Source organism: Azonexus hydrophilus (assembly GCF_001956855.1).
Taxonomy (GTDB): domain Bacteria; phylum Pseudomonadota; class Gammaproteobacteria; order Burkholderiales; family Rhodocyclaceae; genus Azonexus; species Azonexus hydrophilus_A.
Genome location: NZ_MTHD01000002.1, coordinates 89073 through 105922, shown reverse-complemented (window position 1 = coordinate 105922; position 16850 = coordinate 89073). Strand labels below are relative to the sequence as shown.

At 54.1% G+C, this 16850-nt stretch carries 16 protein-coding genes; all 16 read right to left on the bottom strand.

All coding sequences use genetic code 11. The features are described 5' to 3' along the window. Positions 1–2 precede the first annotated feature (2 nt). Genes BJN45_RS04985 through BJN45_RS04910 form a run of 16 tightly spaced genes read right to left on the bottom strand, consistent with a single transcriptional unit; the run spans position 3 to position 16849 of the window. Positions 3–1166, bottom strand: a complete 1164-nt coding sequence (locus BJN45_RS04985; RefSeq protein WP_170873029.1) for a glycosyltransferase family 4 protein — start codon at positions 1164–1166, stop codon at positions 3–5. Then, complete coding sequence (locus BJN45_RS04980; protein WP_170873028.1) at positions 1163–2113, bottom strand: glycosyltransferase family 2 protein; 951 nt, start codon at positions 2111–2113, stop codon at positions 1163–1165. The genes BJN45_RS04985 and BJN45_RS04980 overlap by 4 nt, the downstream gene beginning before the upstream one ends. After that, complete coding sequence (locus tag BJN45_RS04975) at positions 2110–3003, bottom strand: glycosyltransferase family 2 protein (RefSeq protein ID WP_170873027.1); 894 nt, start codon at positions 3001–3003, stop codon at positions 2110–2112. The genes BJN45_RS04980 and BJN45_RS04975 overlap by 4 nt, the downstream gene beginning before the upstream one ends. A gap of 32 nt (positions 3004–3035) precedes the next feature. Next, on the bottom strand, positions 3036–3971 hold the full coding sequence (locus BJN45_RS04970; protein ID WP_076092756.1) for a UDP-glucuronic acid decarboxylase family protein: 936 nt from the start codon (positions 3969–3971) through the stop codon (positions 3036–3038). Beyond that, on the bottom strand, positions 3968–4966 hold the full coding sequence (locus tag BJN45_RS04965; RefSeq protein WP_076092754.1) for a glycosyltransferase: 999 nt from the start codon (positions 4964–4966) through the stop codon (positions 3968–3970). The genes BJN45_RS04970 and BJN45_RS04965 overlap by 4 nt, the downstream gene beginning before the upstream one ends. Further along, a complete protein-coding gene (locus BJN45_RS04960) occupies positions 4966–6102 on the bottom strand; it encodes an NAD-dependent epimerase/dehydratase family protein (RefSeq protein ID WP_076092752.1) in 1137 nt (378 codons plus the stop codon). Before BJN45_RS04960 ends, BJN45_RS04965 begins: the two co-directional genes overlap by 1 nt. After that, a complete protein-coding gene (locus BJN45_RS18240) occupies positions 6095–6691 on the bottom strand; it encodes a CatB-related O-acetyltransferase (RefSeq protein WP_076092750.1) in 597 nt (198 codons plus the stop codon). The genes BJN45_RS04960 and BJN45_RS18240 overlap by 8 nt, the downstream gene beginning before the upstream one ends. An 11-nt stretch (positions 6692–6702) precedes the next feature. Beyond that, entirely contained in the window at positions 6703–7614 is a 912-nt protein-coding gene (locus BJN45_RS04950) for a class I SAM-dependent methyltransferase (RefSeq protein WP_076092748.1), read from the bottom strand. Continuing rightward, positions 7614–8309 (bottom strand): CatB-related O-acetyltransferase, encoded by a 696-nt coding sequence (locus tag BJN45_RS18135; RefSeq protein WP_076092746.1) that lies wholly within the window; start codon positions 8307–8309, stop codon positions 7614–7616. The genes BJN45_RS04950 and BJN45_RS18135 overlap by 1 nt, the downstream gene beginning before the upstream one ends. A 6-nt stretch (positions 8310–8315) precedes the next feature. After that, on the bottom strand, positions 8316–10169 hold the full coding sequence (locus BJN45_RS04940; RefSeq protein WP_139326289.1) for a hypothetical protein: 1854 nt from the start codon (positions 10167–10169) through the stop codon (positions 8316–8318). Positions 10170–10204: 35 nt separating this feature from the next. Continuing rightward, complete coding sequence (locus BJN45_RS04935; protein ID WP_076092743.1) at positions 10205–11005, bottom strand: class I SAM-dependent methyltransferase; 801 nt, start codon at positions 11003–11005, stop codon at positions 10205–10207. Then, positions 11002–12573 (bottom strand): lipopolysaccharide biosynthesis protein, encoded by a 1572-nt coding sequence (locus tag BJN45_RS04930; RefSeq protein WP_076092741.1) that lies wholly within the window; start codon positions 12571–12573, stop codon positions 11002–11004. Before BJN45_RS04930 ends, BJN45_RS04935 begins: the two co-directional genes overlap by 4 nt. Before the next feature lie 14 nt (positions 12574–12587). After that, positions 12588–13355 (bottom strand): oxidoreductase, encoded by a 768-nt coding sequence (locus tag BJN45_RS04925; RefSeq protein ID WP_076092739.1) that lies wholly within the window; start codon positions 13353–13355, stop codon positions 12588–12590. A gap of 20 nt (positions 13356–13375) precedes the next feature. After that, the gene (locus BJN45_RS04920; protein ID WP_076092737.1) at positions 13376–15193 is read right to left on the bottom strand and encodes a carbamoyltransferase C-terminal domain-containing protein; all 1818 of its coding nucleotides are present in this window, start codon (positions 15191–15193) and stop codon (positions 13376–13378) included. A 34-nt stretch (positions 15194–15227) separates the two neighbouring features. Further along, entirely contained in the window at positions 15228–15941 is a 714-nt protein-coding gene (locus BJN45_RS04915) for a cytidylyltransferase domain-containing protein (RefSeq protein WP_076094065.1), read from the bottom strand. Further along, a complete protein-coding gene (locus tag BJN45_RS04910; RefSeq protein ID WP_076092735.1) occupies positions 15938–16849 on the bottom strand; it encodes a Gfo/Idh/MocA family protein in 912 nt (303 codons plus the stop codon). Before BJN45_RS04910 ends, BJN45_RS04915 begins: the two co-directional genes overlap by 4 nt. Position 16850: the final 1 nt, after the last annotated feature.

The window sequence follows — 16850 nt, the reverse complement described above, 5'->3', positions numbered from 1 at the left end:
TTCTATCGGACAAGGCAGGATTCGATGAAGGACAGCATCCCATCGGTCAGACGTTGCTGGCTGAATTCATTGACCGCACGATTGCGCGCAGCCTCTCCAAGTCGTTCCCTCAGCGCAGGATCAAGCAGTTGTTCCAGCCTGATTTTGATATCCGTCACATCCGCAGGAGTGTGCAAGACCCCGGTCACCCCGTCGACCACAGCGTCGGTCAAGCCGTAGATTCTCGAACATACGCTCGGCACACCACATGCAGCCGCCTCAATTACCGATGAGCCAAAACCTTCCCGATAACTCGGCAGGGCAAAAATATCGGCGGCCACCATGAAACGCTCAGGCTGATCGGTAAAGCCAAGCAGCCTTGTCCGCGAACTCACATCAGCACAGATCGCTGCGACATCTGCCTGGATGTTTTCCTCGTCAGGCCCAACCGCCAGCAACCAAAGACCCTGATTTTTGACCGCCAGATCGGCGTAGGCCCGCGCCAAATCCAATACGCCTTTGTCACGGTTCATCCTGCCCAGGAAGAGCACCACCACTGCATCTTCGGGAATACCAAGTTCCTGCCTGAGACTGTCTCGCATTCCGGGACGAGCCTGGAAGCGTTCAACATCGACGCCACAGATCGAGCCTCCCGCCAGTACCTGTATCTTCTCCGGACGAACCACGCCTTCGGCAATAAGAAATTCACGTTGCGACGGGCTGTCGGTCAGCAAATCGGTAGCCAGCCAAGCCATCAGCTTATCGATCATCTTGAGCAACCAGCGCTTCACACCGCTTCGGGTGACCCAGACCTGGCCGGTAAAGATGTGGATCCTGACCGGTGTCCTGCTGAAGAATGCCGCCAGCAGGGAAAGCAGGCCGGCCTTGGGCGTGACGGAACAAATCGCCCCGTAGCGACTGGTGCAAAAGTGACGGTATAGCCTCAACAGCGCCACCAAGTCTGCAAGCGGCGACACCTTGCGCTCGATTGCCACCGGAATAACCGCTACCTTGCCAGCCAGGCTATCTAGCGCCGCGCCGCCGTCGGCATGGCAGACCAGATCAACGGCATACCGGCGACTCAAGGCAAGCAGATGCCCAGTCAGGAATGCCCGTGCAGTCATCGGACTGGAAACAACGAAGCAGATTCGATCATTGAACATATTGCCCGTCGAGCCTTTCATCATTTCTGCTCTCTCGCGAACGTACCGGGCACTTGTCCGCTGGAACCCCTGTTTGCCAACAAAAAGCCGACAAGCCGGGGCAAGCCGGTTTTTTGGGCAACAAGCAAGAGCACTCTCGCCAAAGGCCATTCACCCAGCAATTGGAGATTCCGGCGTGTTGCTTCGATCAATCTTGGGTCCCGGCACTGCTCATAGCGAACGAAGTGCTTGAACAACCATATTACCAACGTGCTTGCCTCGCCTGACGGTTGTTCCCCCGCACGACGGTGCCGGGCGTAATGTTTCTTTACGACCTCCAGCTCCCAATAGGAAATATTCAGCAGATTCCTCGACAGCCCGTTTTCATTGACCCTATAGAGATACAGGGGCAGATCAATGTTGAATGCAGGCACCCCCGCGTCTAGAAGGCGTAGCCAGAGATCGAAATCCTCACACGAGCGCAGGGTTTCGTCGTAGCCTCCCAGCGACAGGAAGAGCTCCCGGGACACCATCAAGGAGGCGCCCGTCAGCGTATTTCTGCGGACCAGTACCGACGAGTCCGCGAGTACCGAGTGCCTGACCTCGCCGGCATAAGGCGCGACGCGGTCAATGCCTCGCTCGTCGCCAATGCGCTCGACGCTGCAGCTGACAGCCCGCCCCGGGCGATAAAGCGACAACTGCAGCTCAATTTTCTGGGGATGCAATTCGTCATCGGCATCGAGAAAGCAGACGATCTCCCCCGAAGCTGCATGCACACCCGCATTCCTCGTTGCAGCCAACCCAAGATTCGCCGCATTTACGACATATTTCACACTCGGGTAGGCAACCAGGACAGCCTCAATTTCTCTTGTTTCCGGCGATGCATCGTTGACCACGATGACTTCGTCTGCAGAACGCGATTGGGCAAACACGGAATCCAGTGCCCTGCCCAGCGTTGCAGAATCCTTGAAACAAGGAATGATAACGCTCACGCGCATCGAGTTTTCATCCGGGACCAGAGGGCCCGCGCAGCGAAATAGATCGCCTTTAGGCGATACCCCGGTTCTATAGGATGCGCCAAGGCGTCCCGAAAACAACTGAGCGCAGTGCCAAAATCCCCGTGCTGTTGCGCGATTCGAGCTACCCGATAGGCCAGGAAGCCTTCCGCCCGTTGCCTGACATCGGCCGGCAAAGCTTCCAGATGCCGCGCGTAGAGCGCCTTGATTCTTGTTTGCTGCCTGGGAGACGCGGCAGATATGTTGCCACCGCCGACCCAGTAGTAGCCATCACATGCATCCAGGCGCACAAAACGTTCAGTACAGCGTGCCAGACAAAGCCACGTATCGTAATCTTCAACCGAAATCAGTTCCCTGTCTTCGCAAACCCCGCCGATCTGCTCAAGCAGACTTTTCCTGACCACCGCGCTCGAATTCGGAATCGAAATACCTGTACACAGCAGCGACTGGAACATCGGCACCCTGGGCGGGGTGGATTCAACCCGTGCGCTGAATTCTTGCTGATGCTGCGAGCGAACGATGTACAGGTCGTGATAGACCACATCGGCACCTGCCTCCAAAACCGGAACGCTATTAGCCAGTTTTCCGGGTTTCCACCAGTCATCCGAATCAAGAAATGCCACGAATGGCGCCCTAGCAAGAGCAATCCCGCGATTTCTCGGTCGCGCCGGCCCGCCGAAATTCTCCGCAGTATCGAACCTGAGATCAAGCCTGTCCGCAAAATCTGCGGCCACCTCTGCGCTGTTGTCCGTAGATCCATCATCGCAAACCAGAACCTCGAAATCATCGAAAGTCTGGGCCACCAACGAATCCAGACACCGCTGAAGATCGCCTGCACGATTGTAGTTTGGAATGACGACGCTCACCCGGGGTTGCTTATTTCTTGGCATAGGCAACTTCAAATGTGCTTGCTGAAATACGCGATAGTCTCCTTCAGGCCATCCTCGAGCGATACCGTGGGCTCCCAATCCAGCGCCTGTTTCGCCAGACTGATATCAGGCTGTCGTTGCTTCGGGTCGTCTGACGGCAAAGGCTTGAACACCAGCTTGCTTCTGGAACCAGTGAGACTTATCACCTTTTCGGCTAATTCAAGCATGGTGAACTCTCCCGGATTCCCGATATTCACGGGCCCGGTTAAATCAGCAGGAGAGTCCATGAAACGGATTATCACCTCGACCAGATCATCAACATAGCAAAAGCTCCGTGTCTGCTGACCACTGCCATAGATTGTGATGTCCTCACCCCGCAATGCCTGGACGATGAAATTGCTCACCACCCGACCATCATTGGGATGCATCCGCGGCCCATACGTATTGAAGATACGGGCCACCTTGATTTCAACCTGGTGCTGCCGCCAGTAATCAAAGAACAACGTCTCCGCGCATCGCTTGCCTTCATCATAGCAACTACGCAAACCAATCGGATTCACGCGCCCCCAATAGCCCTCCACTTGGGGATGAATCTCAGGATCACCATAAACTTCGCTAGTCGATGCCTGAAAAATCCGCGCCTTGACTCGCTTTGCCAGTCCAAGCATGTTGATCGCACCATGCACACTGGTTTTGGTCGTTTGCACCGGGTCGAACTGATAGTGAATCGGCGAAGCGGGACAAGCCAGGTTATAGATCTGATCGACCTCGACATAAAGAGGAAAAGTCACGTCATGCCGTATCAGTTCAAAATAAGGATTCCCGATCAGGTGGGCGATGTTGTCTTTGCTGCCGGTAAAGAAATTGTCAACACACAGGACATCATTCCCGGCCGCAAGCAGACGTTCACACAGGTGCGATCCCAGAAACCCGGCTCCACCGGTCACCAGTATTTTTTTTGTCATCCCAACACTCTTTTTTTAGATGAGAAACCCAGTTTATGAAACACCTTCACCGCCAGTTCACTGGCGCGCACGATGCATGCAGGAAGAAAGAACAGCAAGGCCAATGGATCCAGACTGAAAATTCTGCCGAAATGATACGGCAGGTTGAAAACACCGTTCAAAGATGGCGAAAACAGATGCACTGTCCACAAATACATTACATGCGTTCTGAACTTGGCGCGTTCGACAACTGACAGATTGAGCCTTTTGATCTCACCAAGCAACAGACGGAAATACTCCTCAAACACTACCTTGTCCTTGGTCACGCTGCGGATCGTTTTCCGATGCTGCCGGAAGCGGTTCAACGGCTCTGCCACGTAGGCGATATCGTATTGAGCTGCAACCCTGAAAAACAGATCCCAATCGCAACAAACTCGGTAAGCAGATGACAGTTTGCCGACTTTGGCAAAACACTCGCGCCGGAACAACGCCGCGCTCAGATTTGGAATCACGCAGGAATGCAGCAGAAAACGACTGGCCTCACTGCCCGACAGCAGCGTGTCCTGCGCACAGCGCTTACGGAAACTCGCCTCGCGGATCGTGAAGTCATCTCCGAGCACCTGATCATCCTCGTCCACCATCAGGCTGCGGCAAAAGGCAATACCGGCGGAAGGATGCTGCTGCAGGGCATCTACCAGGCGCTCGACCATACGGGGATCACAATCGTCATCGCAGTTGGCGAACAGCACGTACTCTCCGGACGACAGATCGACCCCCTGGTTGCTGACCGTAACCCAGCCACCATTCTGATCGCGTAGCACCAGTCGGATCCGGGGGTTTGCCTCGTAGTGACGCAGTATCTCGACGCTGTGATCGGGGGATTTATCGTCGATGACCAGAATATCGACATCCGGATAGGTCTGGCCGATAAGGCTATCCATCCGGCGAGTAAGAAAACCGGCATGGTTGTAGCTGGCAACCACCAGACTGACCAGCCCCTGACGCTGGGGCACCATCACTTGAACAAGCCCTTTGCCCGCAATTCGTCCAGGCTTTCTTCGTAGCGATCATCGGCGATGCGTTCGCTACGAGCCCAATCGACAAAACGACGCAATCCTTCCTCGAACGAGACTTGCGCCTTGAAACCAAGCAATCGCGAAACCTTCTCCAGATCGGCCACGTTGTGGCGGATATCCCCGGCCCGATACTGCCCCGATACGGCTATATCCGAAATACCATCCAGATACTGACGCAGGGTCGTTGCAACGTTCAAGACGTCGGTCGCAACGCCGGAGCCGACATTGAACACCTCAACCAGCGGATCCTCATGCTCTATGCCACGCACCGTTGCCTCGACCACATCATCAATAAAGACAAAATCACGGCTTTCCTTGCCGTCCTCGAAAATATTGACCGGCTTACCCTGGCGTATCCGGGTCGAAAAAATGGACAGAATGCCGGTATAAGGATTCGAAAGCGACTGCCCCGGCCCATAAACATTCTGGTAGCGAAAAGCCAGTGCCGAAATGCCAAGCGCCTTGCCCACCGACAACACCAGTTGCTCCTGGGTCAGCTTGGTGACGCCATAAACCGAAGATGGATGCAGCGCCGACAACTCATCAGTCGGCAACACCTGCAGAACCTGCTGGCAAAGTGGGCAAGTGTGCTCGAACTGCCGGCCGGCCATCGCCGCATCGGAACGCGCACCTGGATACTGCACGCCGTGGACGGCGCACTGGTATTTTCCCTCACCATAAACTGCCCGTGATGAAGCCACGACCAGACGACTGACCGGAAAACGTTCGTTGGCGATCAAATCGAGCAACAGGGCGGTGCCACCCACATTGACCTCGGCGTAGTGCTGGATCGCATACATCGACTGTCCGGTCCCGGTTTCCGCCGCCAGATGCACCACGGTATCGACACCGGGCAAAACTTTCAGAAGGTCTTCCCGGGAGGTGACATCACCGCGAACAAAATCGACCTTGCCGCGAATCCTGGCAAACAACGGCGAAGCCTCCGCATCATCACCATGAATCTGCCGGGCCAGGTTATCCAGAACGGTAACCTCATGGCCACGGGCACTCAATGCGAGCGCAAGACTCGAACCGATAAAACCGGCACCACCAGTAATCAAGATTTTCTTAGTCATTGATCTTGTTCATCTCAATTGCTTTGCTCAAAAAAGCATCCACAGGCAGGTAGAACAACTCCATGTTCTCCCGGATGGTCTGTGGACTCCAATCCCACCACGCGACGCGCAACAGGCTTTCGATAGTCTCAGCTTCAAACCGATATTTGATCACACGGGCCGGCACGCCACCGACGATGGCATATGGCGGCACGGATTCGGTAACTACCGCGCCCGCCGCCACCACCGCACCATCTCCGATGGTAACCCCAGACAGGATTGTCGCATTTGCCCCGATCCAGACATCATTGCCTATCCGGACCGGCCCCTTTGAAAAGGTATCCCTGTCGATGTCCTGATTCAGAACAGCGGCGAATGGGTAGTTGGCAACGCCACCATAATTGTGCTCCCCACTGGAGACAATCGTGACGCCGTAGGCCACGCTGCAGTACTTGCCAATCCGTACCCTGTCGTCGTCGCGAAAGAGGAGCACCGTTTTCTCGCCGACACCATAAGTTCCATGACCAACGCTAACCCGCGGGTCCAGCATGGACACCCCGAGAAGACGCTTGACCCTTCTCCGAAGACGCGCTGCTATCGTGTTCAGCATACTGTCGCCTGCTATTTTTTGGTCAGCTTCACGCCGCACAGGATGAAACGTCCTGGCAAGGAAAAGGACTCCCATCCGAAACGCCTGAACAGCAGTCGATCCAGCCCGTACCAGAACCGCCCCAGCGGCTCATAGTATTTGCGAGCGCCCTCCCTGAGCGCTGTCACCTGCATCGAGAACCCCAGGCTATGCAAATGCCAGCCCTTGATTTCGGATATTTCGAATTCGTTCCCGCAGAATTTCCTGAGCAATGCCACGTCGACCGGGCGCTCGTGCGGACTGGTCATCTTGTAGCCACGCGCCAGTTCGGCCGTGTGCCTTTCACTGATCAAACCCAGCCACTTCGGAAATTTGTCGAGCAGCAGCAACAACCCCAGCGAAGACACGCGGTCAATCAACTTGATTGTCAGACGCCTCGGTCTTGCCGAAGTCAGCGGCTCATACAGGAACACTCGCCCCCCCTGTTTGACGACCGATGCAATTTTTTGAACAGTCTGCTCGAGTTCGACCTCCGGCAGGTGATGCATGAAAGCACTGACGAACACACTGTCGAAAGCCCCGACATATTGACTGCTGTCCCAGGCGATGAAATCTGCGCATTCGAAGCTGACGTTTTTCACCCCTCGACTCAGCTTCAACTCGTTGGCAGCATTGATTTGCTCTTTCGCTACGTCGATGCCCAGAACTGACATGCCCTGCTCAGCGAAATGAAACGACAACCAGCCACTCCCGCAACCAAGATCAAGCAAACGGCCGCCCGGCTTCAGCAGATAGTCGACATACTCGTTTTCGAGCGGAGTTCTGATGACATCATGCAAGTAAGGAGTAAGTTGCCACTGGTAAGTCATGTAGTCGCCATACATGTTCCACCAGGCTTTTTCATCCTGATGCCACTGCAGCAGCGGGTCAAGTTCTGTATTCATCAATTGTTCGCAGTATTTTCAAGTGCAATCAACAACTCTGCCGGTCTGGAAAAAAGATCGACGTGCGTTTCCAACCATTCATCAGGCATCTCCCACCAGCGTGACGCCAGCAGCCTGTTCCTCATCGGCTCCTCGAAGCGATAGCGGATGACTCGCGCTGGAACACCTCCGACGATCGCATAGTCCGGCACATCGCGGGTCACCACGGAACCTGCACCAACGACAGCACCAACCCCGACTTTGACACCGGCCATAACCAATGCGCCATGACCGATCCAGACATCGTGGGCAATCGATGTTCTTGGATTTGAGCCAATGCGGTCAGATTTGCAGAATTTTCTCACTAACGGCGTATTCCTGAGATAGAAAACCGGATGAGAACTGACTTCGCTCATTTGATGTTGCGGAAGTCCCATGTAGGCACGCATCGCAATCGAGCAGTATTTTCCGATATCACAGGACTGCGCGGTCGCCCCCATTTGCAGATAGGTATGGTCGCCTACAGTTGAGTCGAGCAAACGTGCCCCCTCAAAGAGAACATTAAACTTAGCGAGTCGCGAATCGCCGTCAACCACGACACCTTCGTACAGGCGGCAACTCGGATTGTCTTGAGACAATTTTGCATGACGGAGTTGGGATGACAAAAAATTGCCAAGTTTCCTCATCATGTTGCGGAGTACTAGCAGTATTTTCATATCCGTTTATCGCTTCCCCTGCTCACCAGAGCAAGCTGAGGAATGTTCAAGCAAGCCGATAACGTAATCGAAATTGCGCTCAAGGTTCTTCCCGTCAAGCGGACCGATATACTTCTCCATGACGCTTTTATCCAGAAATGCGTCAAAGCGATGGCTGCCCACCAGGAAATCCTGCAGCGCCTGTTCCAGATCGGAAACGTTATGGGTGGTCACCAATTCGGACTCACCATCGAATGGTGGATCCATGATTTCGCGATCATTCTTGTGATAGATCACCGGGATACCTAGACAAGATGCCTCAAACAAAGTCTGGGAATAAATTGAAATAAACAGGTCGCTCTCATGCAGCACTTCGCGCATCGGCACCTGATCGACGATCAGGTTGACCATCCCGGGGAAATATTCCTCGGTGAACTGCCGATACAGTTCGAGGTAACCATTGGGTCTAACCTTCAGCACCACCCGGAAAGCCGGTGCCGGATGCTCGAGATTTCGGATTGCCAACAAGACCTCATACAGGAATTCGAACTCGACCGCGAGGAAGGAGTTGAGGTCAATGTTGCTGAAGCCTGATGCACCGATAGTAATCGTCGGCGTGACACGATTGATCCGTCTGACAGGCGCGTGGGCGTAGGCATCCATGCGCGGATCGCCCAGGCAGACGATGTTGTCCATGCCGCGAAAGTAGTTCTCCCGAATGCTCTTCGAATACGCATTGATCACAGTCGCGTACTTGGCCTCATCCAGATAATCGTTACCCAACAAGCCGTTGATGATCATGTAGCTGGGAACCCCCCGGCTCTTGGCAACACTATCTACCAGCATGGCTACCTGCCCAATATTGGCGATCAGGATTTCCAGGCGTAGCGGATGCCGGTCCAGATAGTTGATGACGCAATCCAGTGCGCGCAGCACCTGCGGCAAGACTTCGACGATTTTTCGATTGATTGATCGGTTGACCGCATCAGTGATATCTACGCCGTTCGACAGTATCAAACGAGCCGAACGTCGCTGCCGAAATGCCTCCATTAACCTAGCAGACGGTTCTTGGTATGTTTTCAGCCGGCCATAGATCGGGATCGGGCGTTCGCGCAGGAACTTCATCAAGCCAGGGGCTGCAGAAAAATGCGCTTGCAACACCCTGATGCCCGGATGCTGCCGTAAGCGCTGCAACAACCGACGGGTCGGGTGGTATTCCTGGACAAACACACCGGCCTTGCCGCCAAAGCAATCCACCGCGCGATCCAGCCAACTCATCGCGACGCCCTGAACCGTCACGACGAGGTCCCGAAGCACGTGACGGGGCAGACGAATGCGAAGACGCTCGTTCATCCAGCGATGAATCGGAAAAAAATAGCCATCCGCCGCGCTTTCCGCAGAAGCTGAACATTCCAGTACTTCGAATGCGAGCCCCATGTCATCGAGTGTTTCGCGTAGCAGAGGGAGTCCGGAATCGAGATAAATCTGCTGGTAGACAAAGCCCCGAAGTTGCTCCAAGCAGAGCCGACTGCGTACATAAAACGTGTAGTCGTTCCAGATTTCGATGCGAAAGCTGAATCCGAAATCCACCTCACGATAGCGGAAGATGTCTGCCCCATCTGCATCAAGGTGCCAGTCACGGAAAAACCGGTACATCAGAAAATTGTTTTCCTGCATGAGAGACTGCTCACACAGGTGATCAACATAACGCGCAGCGCCGCCACTATCTTCGACCAGCTTGCGCAAGGCAAAGTCATAGGTCAGCACGAAATCTTGCACAGGATCAAAATTCGGCTGGATGGCCGACCATCCCTGGCGTGACTCAAGGATGAATATGTTCCGGAACACAGACCCGGAGGCAATGGACTTACTTGGCGTCAACTTTTATCTCTATCACGCTTTGCTTAATGGCCTGCTCAGGCAGCCCTGCAGACAAAATGAATCAATGAACGCCCCTTGCTACCCTTGACTGTCGGCATGCCGGTATCCATCACGGATTCGATGACAAAACCCGAGGCACGTAGCGCTTCTTTCCAGTACCAGACCGGATAATCCCTGTCGCCCAGAGCAGGGTCGTAGAGATAGCCACTGGCTGAGACCGACGGTGATACTGGTCGATAGCGCTGCAACGATAGATCGCGCAGGGTGCGCACGGAAGCAGCCAGCACGGATAGCAAGTGCCGATAACCCGGCCACGGCGTCTCGTTCAATACAAACAGTAAGCCTCCCGGCTTCAAGGTGCGTCGAATCTCCTTGAGCACCGACTCCAGGTTGTCGGCGTGATGAAGCGCCGATGAAGCAACAACGACATCAAGATGGGCATCGTCGAAAAGCAGTGGCTGAAACAGACCCTCGATCTCGACCAGCTTAAACTGATTCCCCTCCATTAATGCCATGACCTGTGGCAACAGACTCTGAAGAAAGTGCTGACTGGAATCGAGCGCGTAGATCGTCTCGACAGAATCAACTCGCGACAACATTGCACTCAACCACCCGCCCCCACAACCCATGTCGAGAACTTTGGCATTTGATGGAAGGTAGTTCTCCCAAGGCACCAGTTCACATGCTGCGATGTAATTGCAGGTTTCTCCCACCGTATCAAGGTAGTCACGTGCGCTTTTCAGATAAGCGTTCGATTCCGGATACATCTCCGTCATCGCACGGTCGAATTGGGCGACCCCACGACGAGTCTGTTCAACAATCCAGTTGCTTTTCATCGTTCATTCCCACCTAGACGTCCAATATTGCGTATTTTCTGAAGATAGCCTGTCACCTCATGTTGCGTCATTCCCGCCAAACGCGGAATCAGCATCAGCACCATGAGAACCCCACCAAGATAAAGCAGCCCAGCTCCGATCATCCCGATCAACATCCCTATCCGTGCAGAAGCACCGAATGAAGGCTGAATCCAAGCGAGCAATTGATCAACTGAAAACTTGCACGCATAGCCAATCAGCAAAAGAATTACTATCGCGCCGATCTGATTTCGCCATTGGAACTGAATTCCGTAGCAGCGTGATATCACCCAGGATTGAATATTGACGAACAAAAAATTCAGCCCAAGGATTTTCAGGGCCAAGCCCATGGCGCCAAGCCCCAATCCAACTCCCCCCAACGCACTCCCCGGTGCGATCAGCACATAAGAGACTGGAACACTCACCAACAACCCGGTCACCGTGAGCCTCATGTACACCGAATTCCGCCCTGTCGCCATGAACAAGGTGCCATTGATCTGCCCGATAGCCTGGTGAATAGGATAAAAAAGCATCAGGAACAGCACCGGCCAGGCCGCATGATACGCGCTGCCAAGCAGCACATCGACCAGCAGCTCTGCCCAGGGAGCCAGAAAACAGGTGACACCTGCCGCAAGAAACACCAGCGACTGTGTCGTTTTCAGATACAGTCCCGCGACACGCTCATGTGCTCCGCGCTCATTGGCTTCGGCAATCTCTTTCCAGAAGATATTCAATATCGACGAAGCCGCCAGAAGACTGATTGTCGATAACTGCGCAGCAACCTGATAAAACCCTTGCTGTGCGGCGCCTCCGTAACGCTGCAGCAGCCACCTGTCCGCCATTTCATAGCCGAACGAAAACACAGCGATCACAGCCATCGGCCGACAATATTGAATATATGCGAGAACGACTGATCTAAGGCCGTCCCGGGCTCCATCAACACCTGAAGGCTGAGGTTCAGTGATGCGTAGCCTGACCGACAACCAGACCGCTGCGACAAAGTACTCGCCTACGATAGCCCAGAGTACCGCACGAACACTGAGCCATTGGCTAACCAGCATCGATGCGACCAGAACGAGGTGGGCAAGGATGACAAACAGCCCGGCAACCTGAATCCGTATGGTCTTTCGCTCAGCTTCATGCATTTGCACCACAGTTAGCCAGACCTGGTTCTGCAGAAAAGTGGCCAGCAAAGCCAACAAAATCAACTCACGATCCTGCCCCAACCAGAAGCTCTCAATCACGGCCGAAGGCAATAGTAAAGTCACCAGCACCACGGAGAACAGGAACTGAAACGCAAGCCATGAGAAGTACACGAGATAGTAGTGGCTATCTCGTCCACGCTGGGCAATGAAAGTATAAAAAGCGCTTGAGCTCCCCATATCGAGCAAGGCGCGAATGGCCCAAAAACTGCCCAACAGGTAAGCAAGATTTCCGTAATCGGTCGGACCCAGGCCCCTTGCTACGAGCAGGCCGACAGCCAGACTGATTGCTGCCCGCGCGACGTTAGCGCCCGCAGAAAAGAGGAAGCGTTTCCGGATGGAACTCACACCAATGGCGACGCCTAGATTGAAAACCCGTCGTCAACGAAGAGGTTCTGCCCCGTCATGTAACGCGAGTCATCGGACAACAAAAAGAGCAGAGCCCCGACGACATCGCCCGCTGACAGCATTCCCTTGGAAGCGCAATGACTGTTGTACGCATCGAGGAAACTGGCTGGCTGGCTGGCTAGTATCCCCCCCGGACTCAGGCAGTTCACGCGAATCCCGGCACCTTTGAAATATTGAGCGAAGTAGCGGGTCAAATGCACGACAGCCGACTTGATTGCCGCATATTCAACGGGCATCGTCATCGGCGTGCCGTCGTAAACCTCGAAGCGGGGCGCCATCGACCCGTAAATCGATGACATGTTGATCAGATTGCCGTACCCCTGCACCTTGAACGCCTTGCAAAACTGCTGGGCAACCAGGAAATACCCTCCAAGATGGCTGTCGACGTTCTCGCAGAAATCCTCGTAGGTCACTTCCTCAAGCGGCCGCCCATAGTTCTTGTTGCGCGGGTAGGCATTATTGACTACAGCATCTATTTTCCCATGACGCCGCATCAAATCTTCAATAAGAGCAGTGATCGATTGCTTGCTTGTGATGTCAAGCTCGGCAGCCTCTACAGAACCAGGCCCAGTTTTCCGCAACTCTTCAGCAACCCGAACCGCAGCACTTGCGTTGACATCTGCCACTACCGCAATGCCGCCTTTTCTGGCTATCCCGGAAATGAAAGCCTGGCCAATAACACCAGCCCCCCCAGTCACCACGATCACCTTTTTATCCAGCATGGCTCCTCCTTGCACCGAACTCACAGCGAAGGGAGCGGCTCAATCCCCCGCTTGGAAAGAAGAATCTGATCCTCGATGAGCAAATGGTCTAGGCCGGAAAGTTCAAAAGTGCGAATGGCATCAGCTACCGTATCCACGATGGGTTCACCATGAAGATTGAAACTTGTGTTCAGCAGAGCAGGGATGCCCGTTATCTGACGGAAAGCGCTGATCAGTTGGTGATAACGAGGAGCCTCCTGGCACGATACAAATTGAGGGCGTACCGTCTGGTCGTAGGGGTGAGTACCAGCCTCGATCATTGAATGTTTTTCCGGCCGGACATCAAGACTGATCGCCATGAACGGCGAATGCAGTTTCTTGGGATTCAGAATGTACTCGTCCTGATACTCCTCAAGGATGGATAACGCGAACGGCATCCAAAAATCGCGATTCTTGATCGCCTCGTTGATTTTTTGAACGGTACTACGGCGGCTTGGGTTGGCAAGAATGCTTCGGTTACCCAACGCACGCGCGCCAAACTCAGCACGTCCGCGCACAACCGCAACGATATCGCCTCGCGCTATAAGACGTGCAACATGCTCTGGAGTGACGTTCTGGTTGATATCAAACCGACCTTGGCACCGATCCACATCAAACTGCTCAATTTCGTCCGCTATGTCGTAACCCAGGTACAGATTATTGAGTGGCTGATTACGCTTAGGGTCGGAATTCAGATAGTAACAACCACCAATACTGAGGCTTTCGTCGCCCGATGAGCCACAAACGAACAATGACTCAACTTCCTCGAGTTCGGATATCGCCTTGTTCATCTTGATGTTCATGGCAATGCCTCCGCCGATCACAAAGCGCTTGATGCCAGTTTCCTTGGCAATGCTCTTGATCAACTCGCACGCCAACTCTTCAGTGTAAGTCTGCACCGCCCCCGCAATGTTGTCGAAGCGATGATCCTTCCAGCGATCTTCGAGGTAGGAATAAAGGTCTGCGGGCCGATTCTTCGAGACCAAGCGCATTCCCTCGACCCCGCAGATGCCATCGAGCGCCTTCTTTGCCCGTGCGACATGCGATGCCTTGGCATAAGGCGCCAGGCCCATAACCTTGAACTCATGTTCGTCGGGGCGCATCGCTAGCAACAAGGTCGCCATCTTGTAGATCCGTCCGAGATCATTCTGACTCGACTCGGCCAACAGCGTGAACTTGTCGTCACTCACTTTCCAGACAGTTTGGTTACGCCCGTCGCCATCGCCATCGAGAGTCAGAGCGATACACTCCTGGCCACGAAACGGGGAGCCAAAGTATGCGTAGTAGGCATGGCAGGTATGGTGATCGACAAACTCGACCTTTTCAGGTGGAATACCAAGATGGTCACTCAACTTACGCCGCTGCGCCTCCCTCATCAGGACCTCATCCTGCTCCGAGTCGAGCATCACCTCGTCAGTCAAGTAGGAAAAGTCGTAGTACTGCTTATCCTCATTGAACTTTGCGTCTGAATTCAACCATTGCAGGTAATCCAGAACGCTTTCCCCGCGCATTTTTCGCTTGTAATAGCGTTCACCGTAGTAGTCGATGTAGTCGCGAATCGAGAACTGGGTAGATGTCTTGGCCTTCACAAAAACCGAGGCACCAATCGCCACTGTCGTATACGCAACCCTGGACAACTCCTCGCTTACGACACCTTCTTTCGTCAAGCAATATTCAATCGCCTGAAATGGATACCCGACGTAGTTCTTCTTGCGACAGAATCGTTCCTCTAGGGCTGCGGTTACAACCACCCCATTCCGCATCAATGCCGCCGATGCATTGTGGCCCGCGTGTACCGCCAGTATTAATTCGTTTCTCATTGTTAATCCAAGTTCTTGGTGTGTAAATGGTATGTCAGCGAGACTTGATCTCGGAATTGGCTGAGATCATCAAATGCTCGACAAATCGGAAATCCATTTCCGAATCAATATCGATCGAACGCTCCTCGGGCATCACGTACAGACGCGTATCCGCGTTGAACAGACCGGCACTCTGGAAAAGCACGGGCCTTCGCCAAACGTAGATGGAAGCATTCATGTCGTAGCACTTTGGTGCATCCTGGCGCCGGACAATCGCCTCGCTCAAGGGTTTAGAAAGATGAACAATTCCGTTTGCATCAACCTCGACCAGATTGAAATAAGGTGATCGCCGGGACGGCATGGCGGTCAGCACGTTACCAGCACCGCTTTCCTCGAGAAGTCTTACTGCGCCGGCAATGTCAGCCGGTGTCCGTAGCGGGGAAGTTGCATCAAGATCAACAAGCGTGTCAAAGGTCTCTTCCGAAAGCCGTTCCACTTCGGCAACGCAATGCCGAATCACTGGCAATTTTGCAGCCTGATCGGTTGCCAGTTCGTCCGGGCGTTTGATCAGGTAATCACATTCCCACTTCCTCGCTACCTCAAGTATCTCATCCGAATCGCTACTGACTGCCAGCGTATCGAACAACCCGGAAGCACGAGCCTGCTCGATGCTATGGGCTATCAGCGGTTTCCCCGCCAGCATGCGTACGTTCTTCCCCTTGACGCCTTTCGAACCGCCGCGCGCGCAAATGGTGCACAACCTTTTCATCGCCTGATCCATTCTTTTTGTTGATTCGCACGCTCTGCAGCTTCGATCAGTTGCAACGTGGCCAATCCTTCTTCAACCGTGCACAGCGCCGCCAAATTCCCGCTTAGCGCCGCACGATGCATTTCTCGGTATGTATGATCGCGTTCGACAACGACAGTCTCAACTTTTCCGTCGATCTGCAGCACCCCTGCAACCAAGTCCACCTCAATGGCATGATGCTGCGTATTGATCGTGACCCGCCGGCGCGGCACTCGGTCGAGATAGCTAACCTGTACGGAAACCACGGGGCAGCGATCAGTCTGCATCAACAGTACGAAAAGATCATCGCTATCGATTTCCAGCGAACTGAGGTGACCTCCCACCGCCGTTACGGCAGACCAGGTACCGAACAACCACCCCAGATAATCCAGCTCGTGACTCAAATCACGCAACGCACCACCACCTTCAGCAGCCTTGGCCGAATAGGAGCATCGGTAATCAGTGGCGGGACGCCAATCGGGAAGGAATTGGCCGACATAGGCCTGAACCGAAATGACCGTCTCGCCTGCCAACAGGTCATGCAATCGTTGGATCAGCGGATGAAAACGCAGGTTATAGGCGACGGACAAACTCCGGAAAGCATTCTGAGGAACAGGCATCGACCCGCCAAACAGTGGCTTTTCAACCAGCACCCGCCCAGAGTACCCGGCAGCAGCCAGCACCTGGAGTACCTGGTGATGCTGGTTGGTCGGATTTGCGATGACCAGATATTCTGGCTGATGTCTGGATAGTGCCGACTCCATTTCGCCAAACACGACGGGAAAGTCAACACTACGGCGGCTGATGACAGCCGTATCACAGCCAAGTTCCGACAGCACGCGCGCATGGCGCGAACCGATCGACCCATAACCAATCACGAGTGCTTTCAAG

What these genes read in the sequence shown, in the direction of transcription:
- BJN45_RS04965 (WP_076092754.1), bottom strand. Translation starts at nt 4,966, where the DNA reads ATGGTGCCCCAGCGTCAGGGGCTGGTCAGTCTGGTGGTTGCCAGCTAC.
- BJN45_RS04950 (WP_076092748.1), bottom strand. Translation starts at nt 7,614, where the DNA reads ATGAATACAGAACTTGACCCGCTGCTGCAGTGGCATCAGGATGAAAAA.
- BJN45_RS04935 (WP_076092743.1), bottom strand. Translation starts at nt 11,005, where the DNA reads ATGAAAAGCAACTGGATTGTTGAACAGACTCGTCGTGGGGTCGCCCAA.
- BJN45_RS18240 (WP_076092750.1), bottom strand. Translation starts at nt 6,691, where the DNA reads ATGCTGAACACGATAGCAGCGCGTCTTCGGAGAAGGGTCAAGCGTCTT.
- BJN45_RS04915 (WP_076094065.1), bottom strand. Translation starts at nt 15,941, where the DNA reads ATGAAAAGGTTGTGCACCATTTGCGCGCGCGGCGGTTCGAAAGGCGTC.
- BJN45_RS18135 (WP_076092746.1), bottom strand. Translation starts at nt 8,309, where the DNA reads ATGAAAATACTGCTAGTACTCCGCAACATGATGAGGAAACTTGGCAAT.
- BJN45_RS04925 (WP_076092739.1), bottom strand. Translation starts at nt 13,355, where the DNA reads ATGCTGGATAAAAAGGTGATCGTGGTGACTGGGGGGGCTGGTGTTATT.
- BJN45_RS04970 (WP_076092756.1), bottom strand. Translation starts at nt 3,971, where the DNA reads ATGACAAAAAAAATACTGGTGACCGGTGGAGCCGGGTTTCTGGGATCG.
- BJN45_RS04985 (WP_170873029.1), bottom strand. Translation starts at nt 1,166, where the DNA reads ATGATGAAAGGCTCGACGGGCAATATGTTCAATGATCGAATCTGCTTC.
- BJN45_RS04960 (WP_076092752.1), bottom strand. Translation starts at nt 6,102, where the DNA reads ATGACTAAGAAAATCTTGATTACTGGTGGTGCCGGTTTTATCGGTTCG.
- BJN45_RS04920 (WP_076092737.1), bottom strand. Translation starts at nt 15,193, where the DNA reads ATGAGAAACGAATTAATACTGGCGGTACACGCGGGCCACAATGCATCG.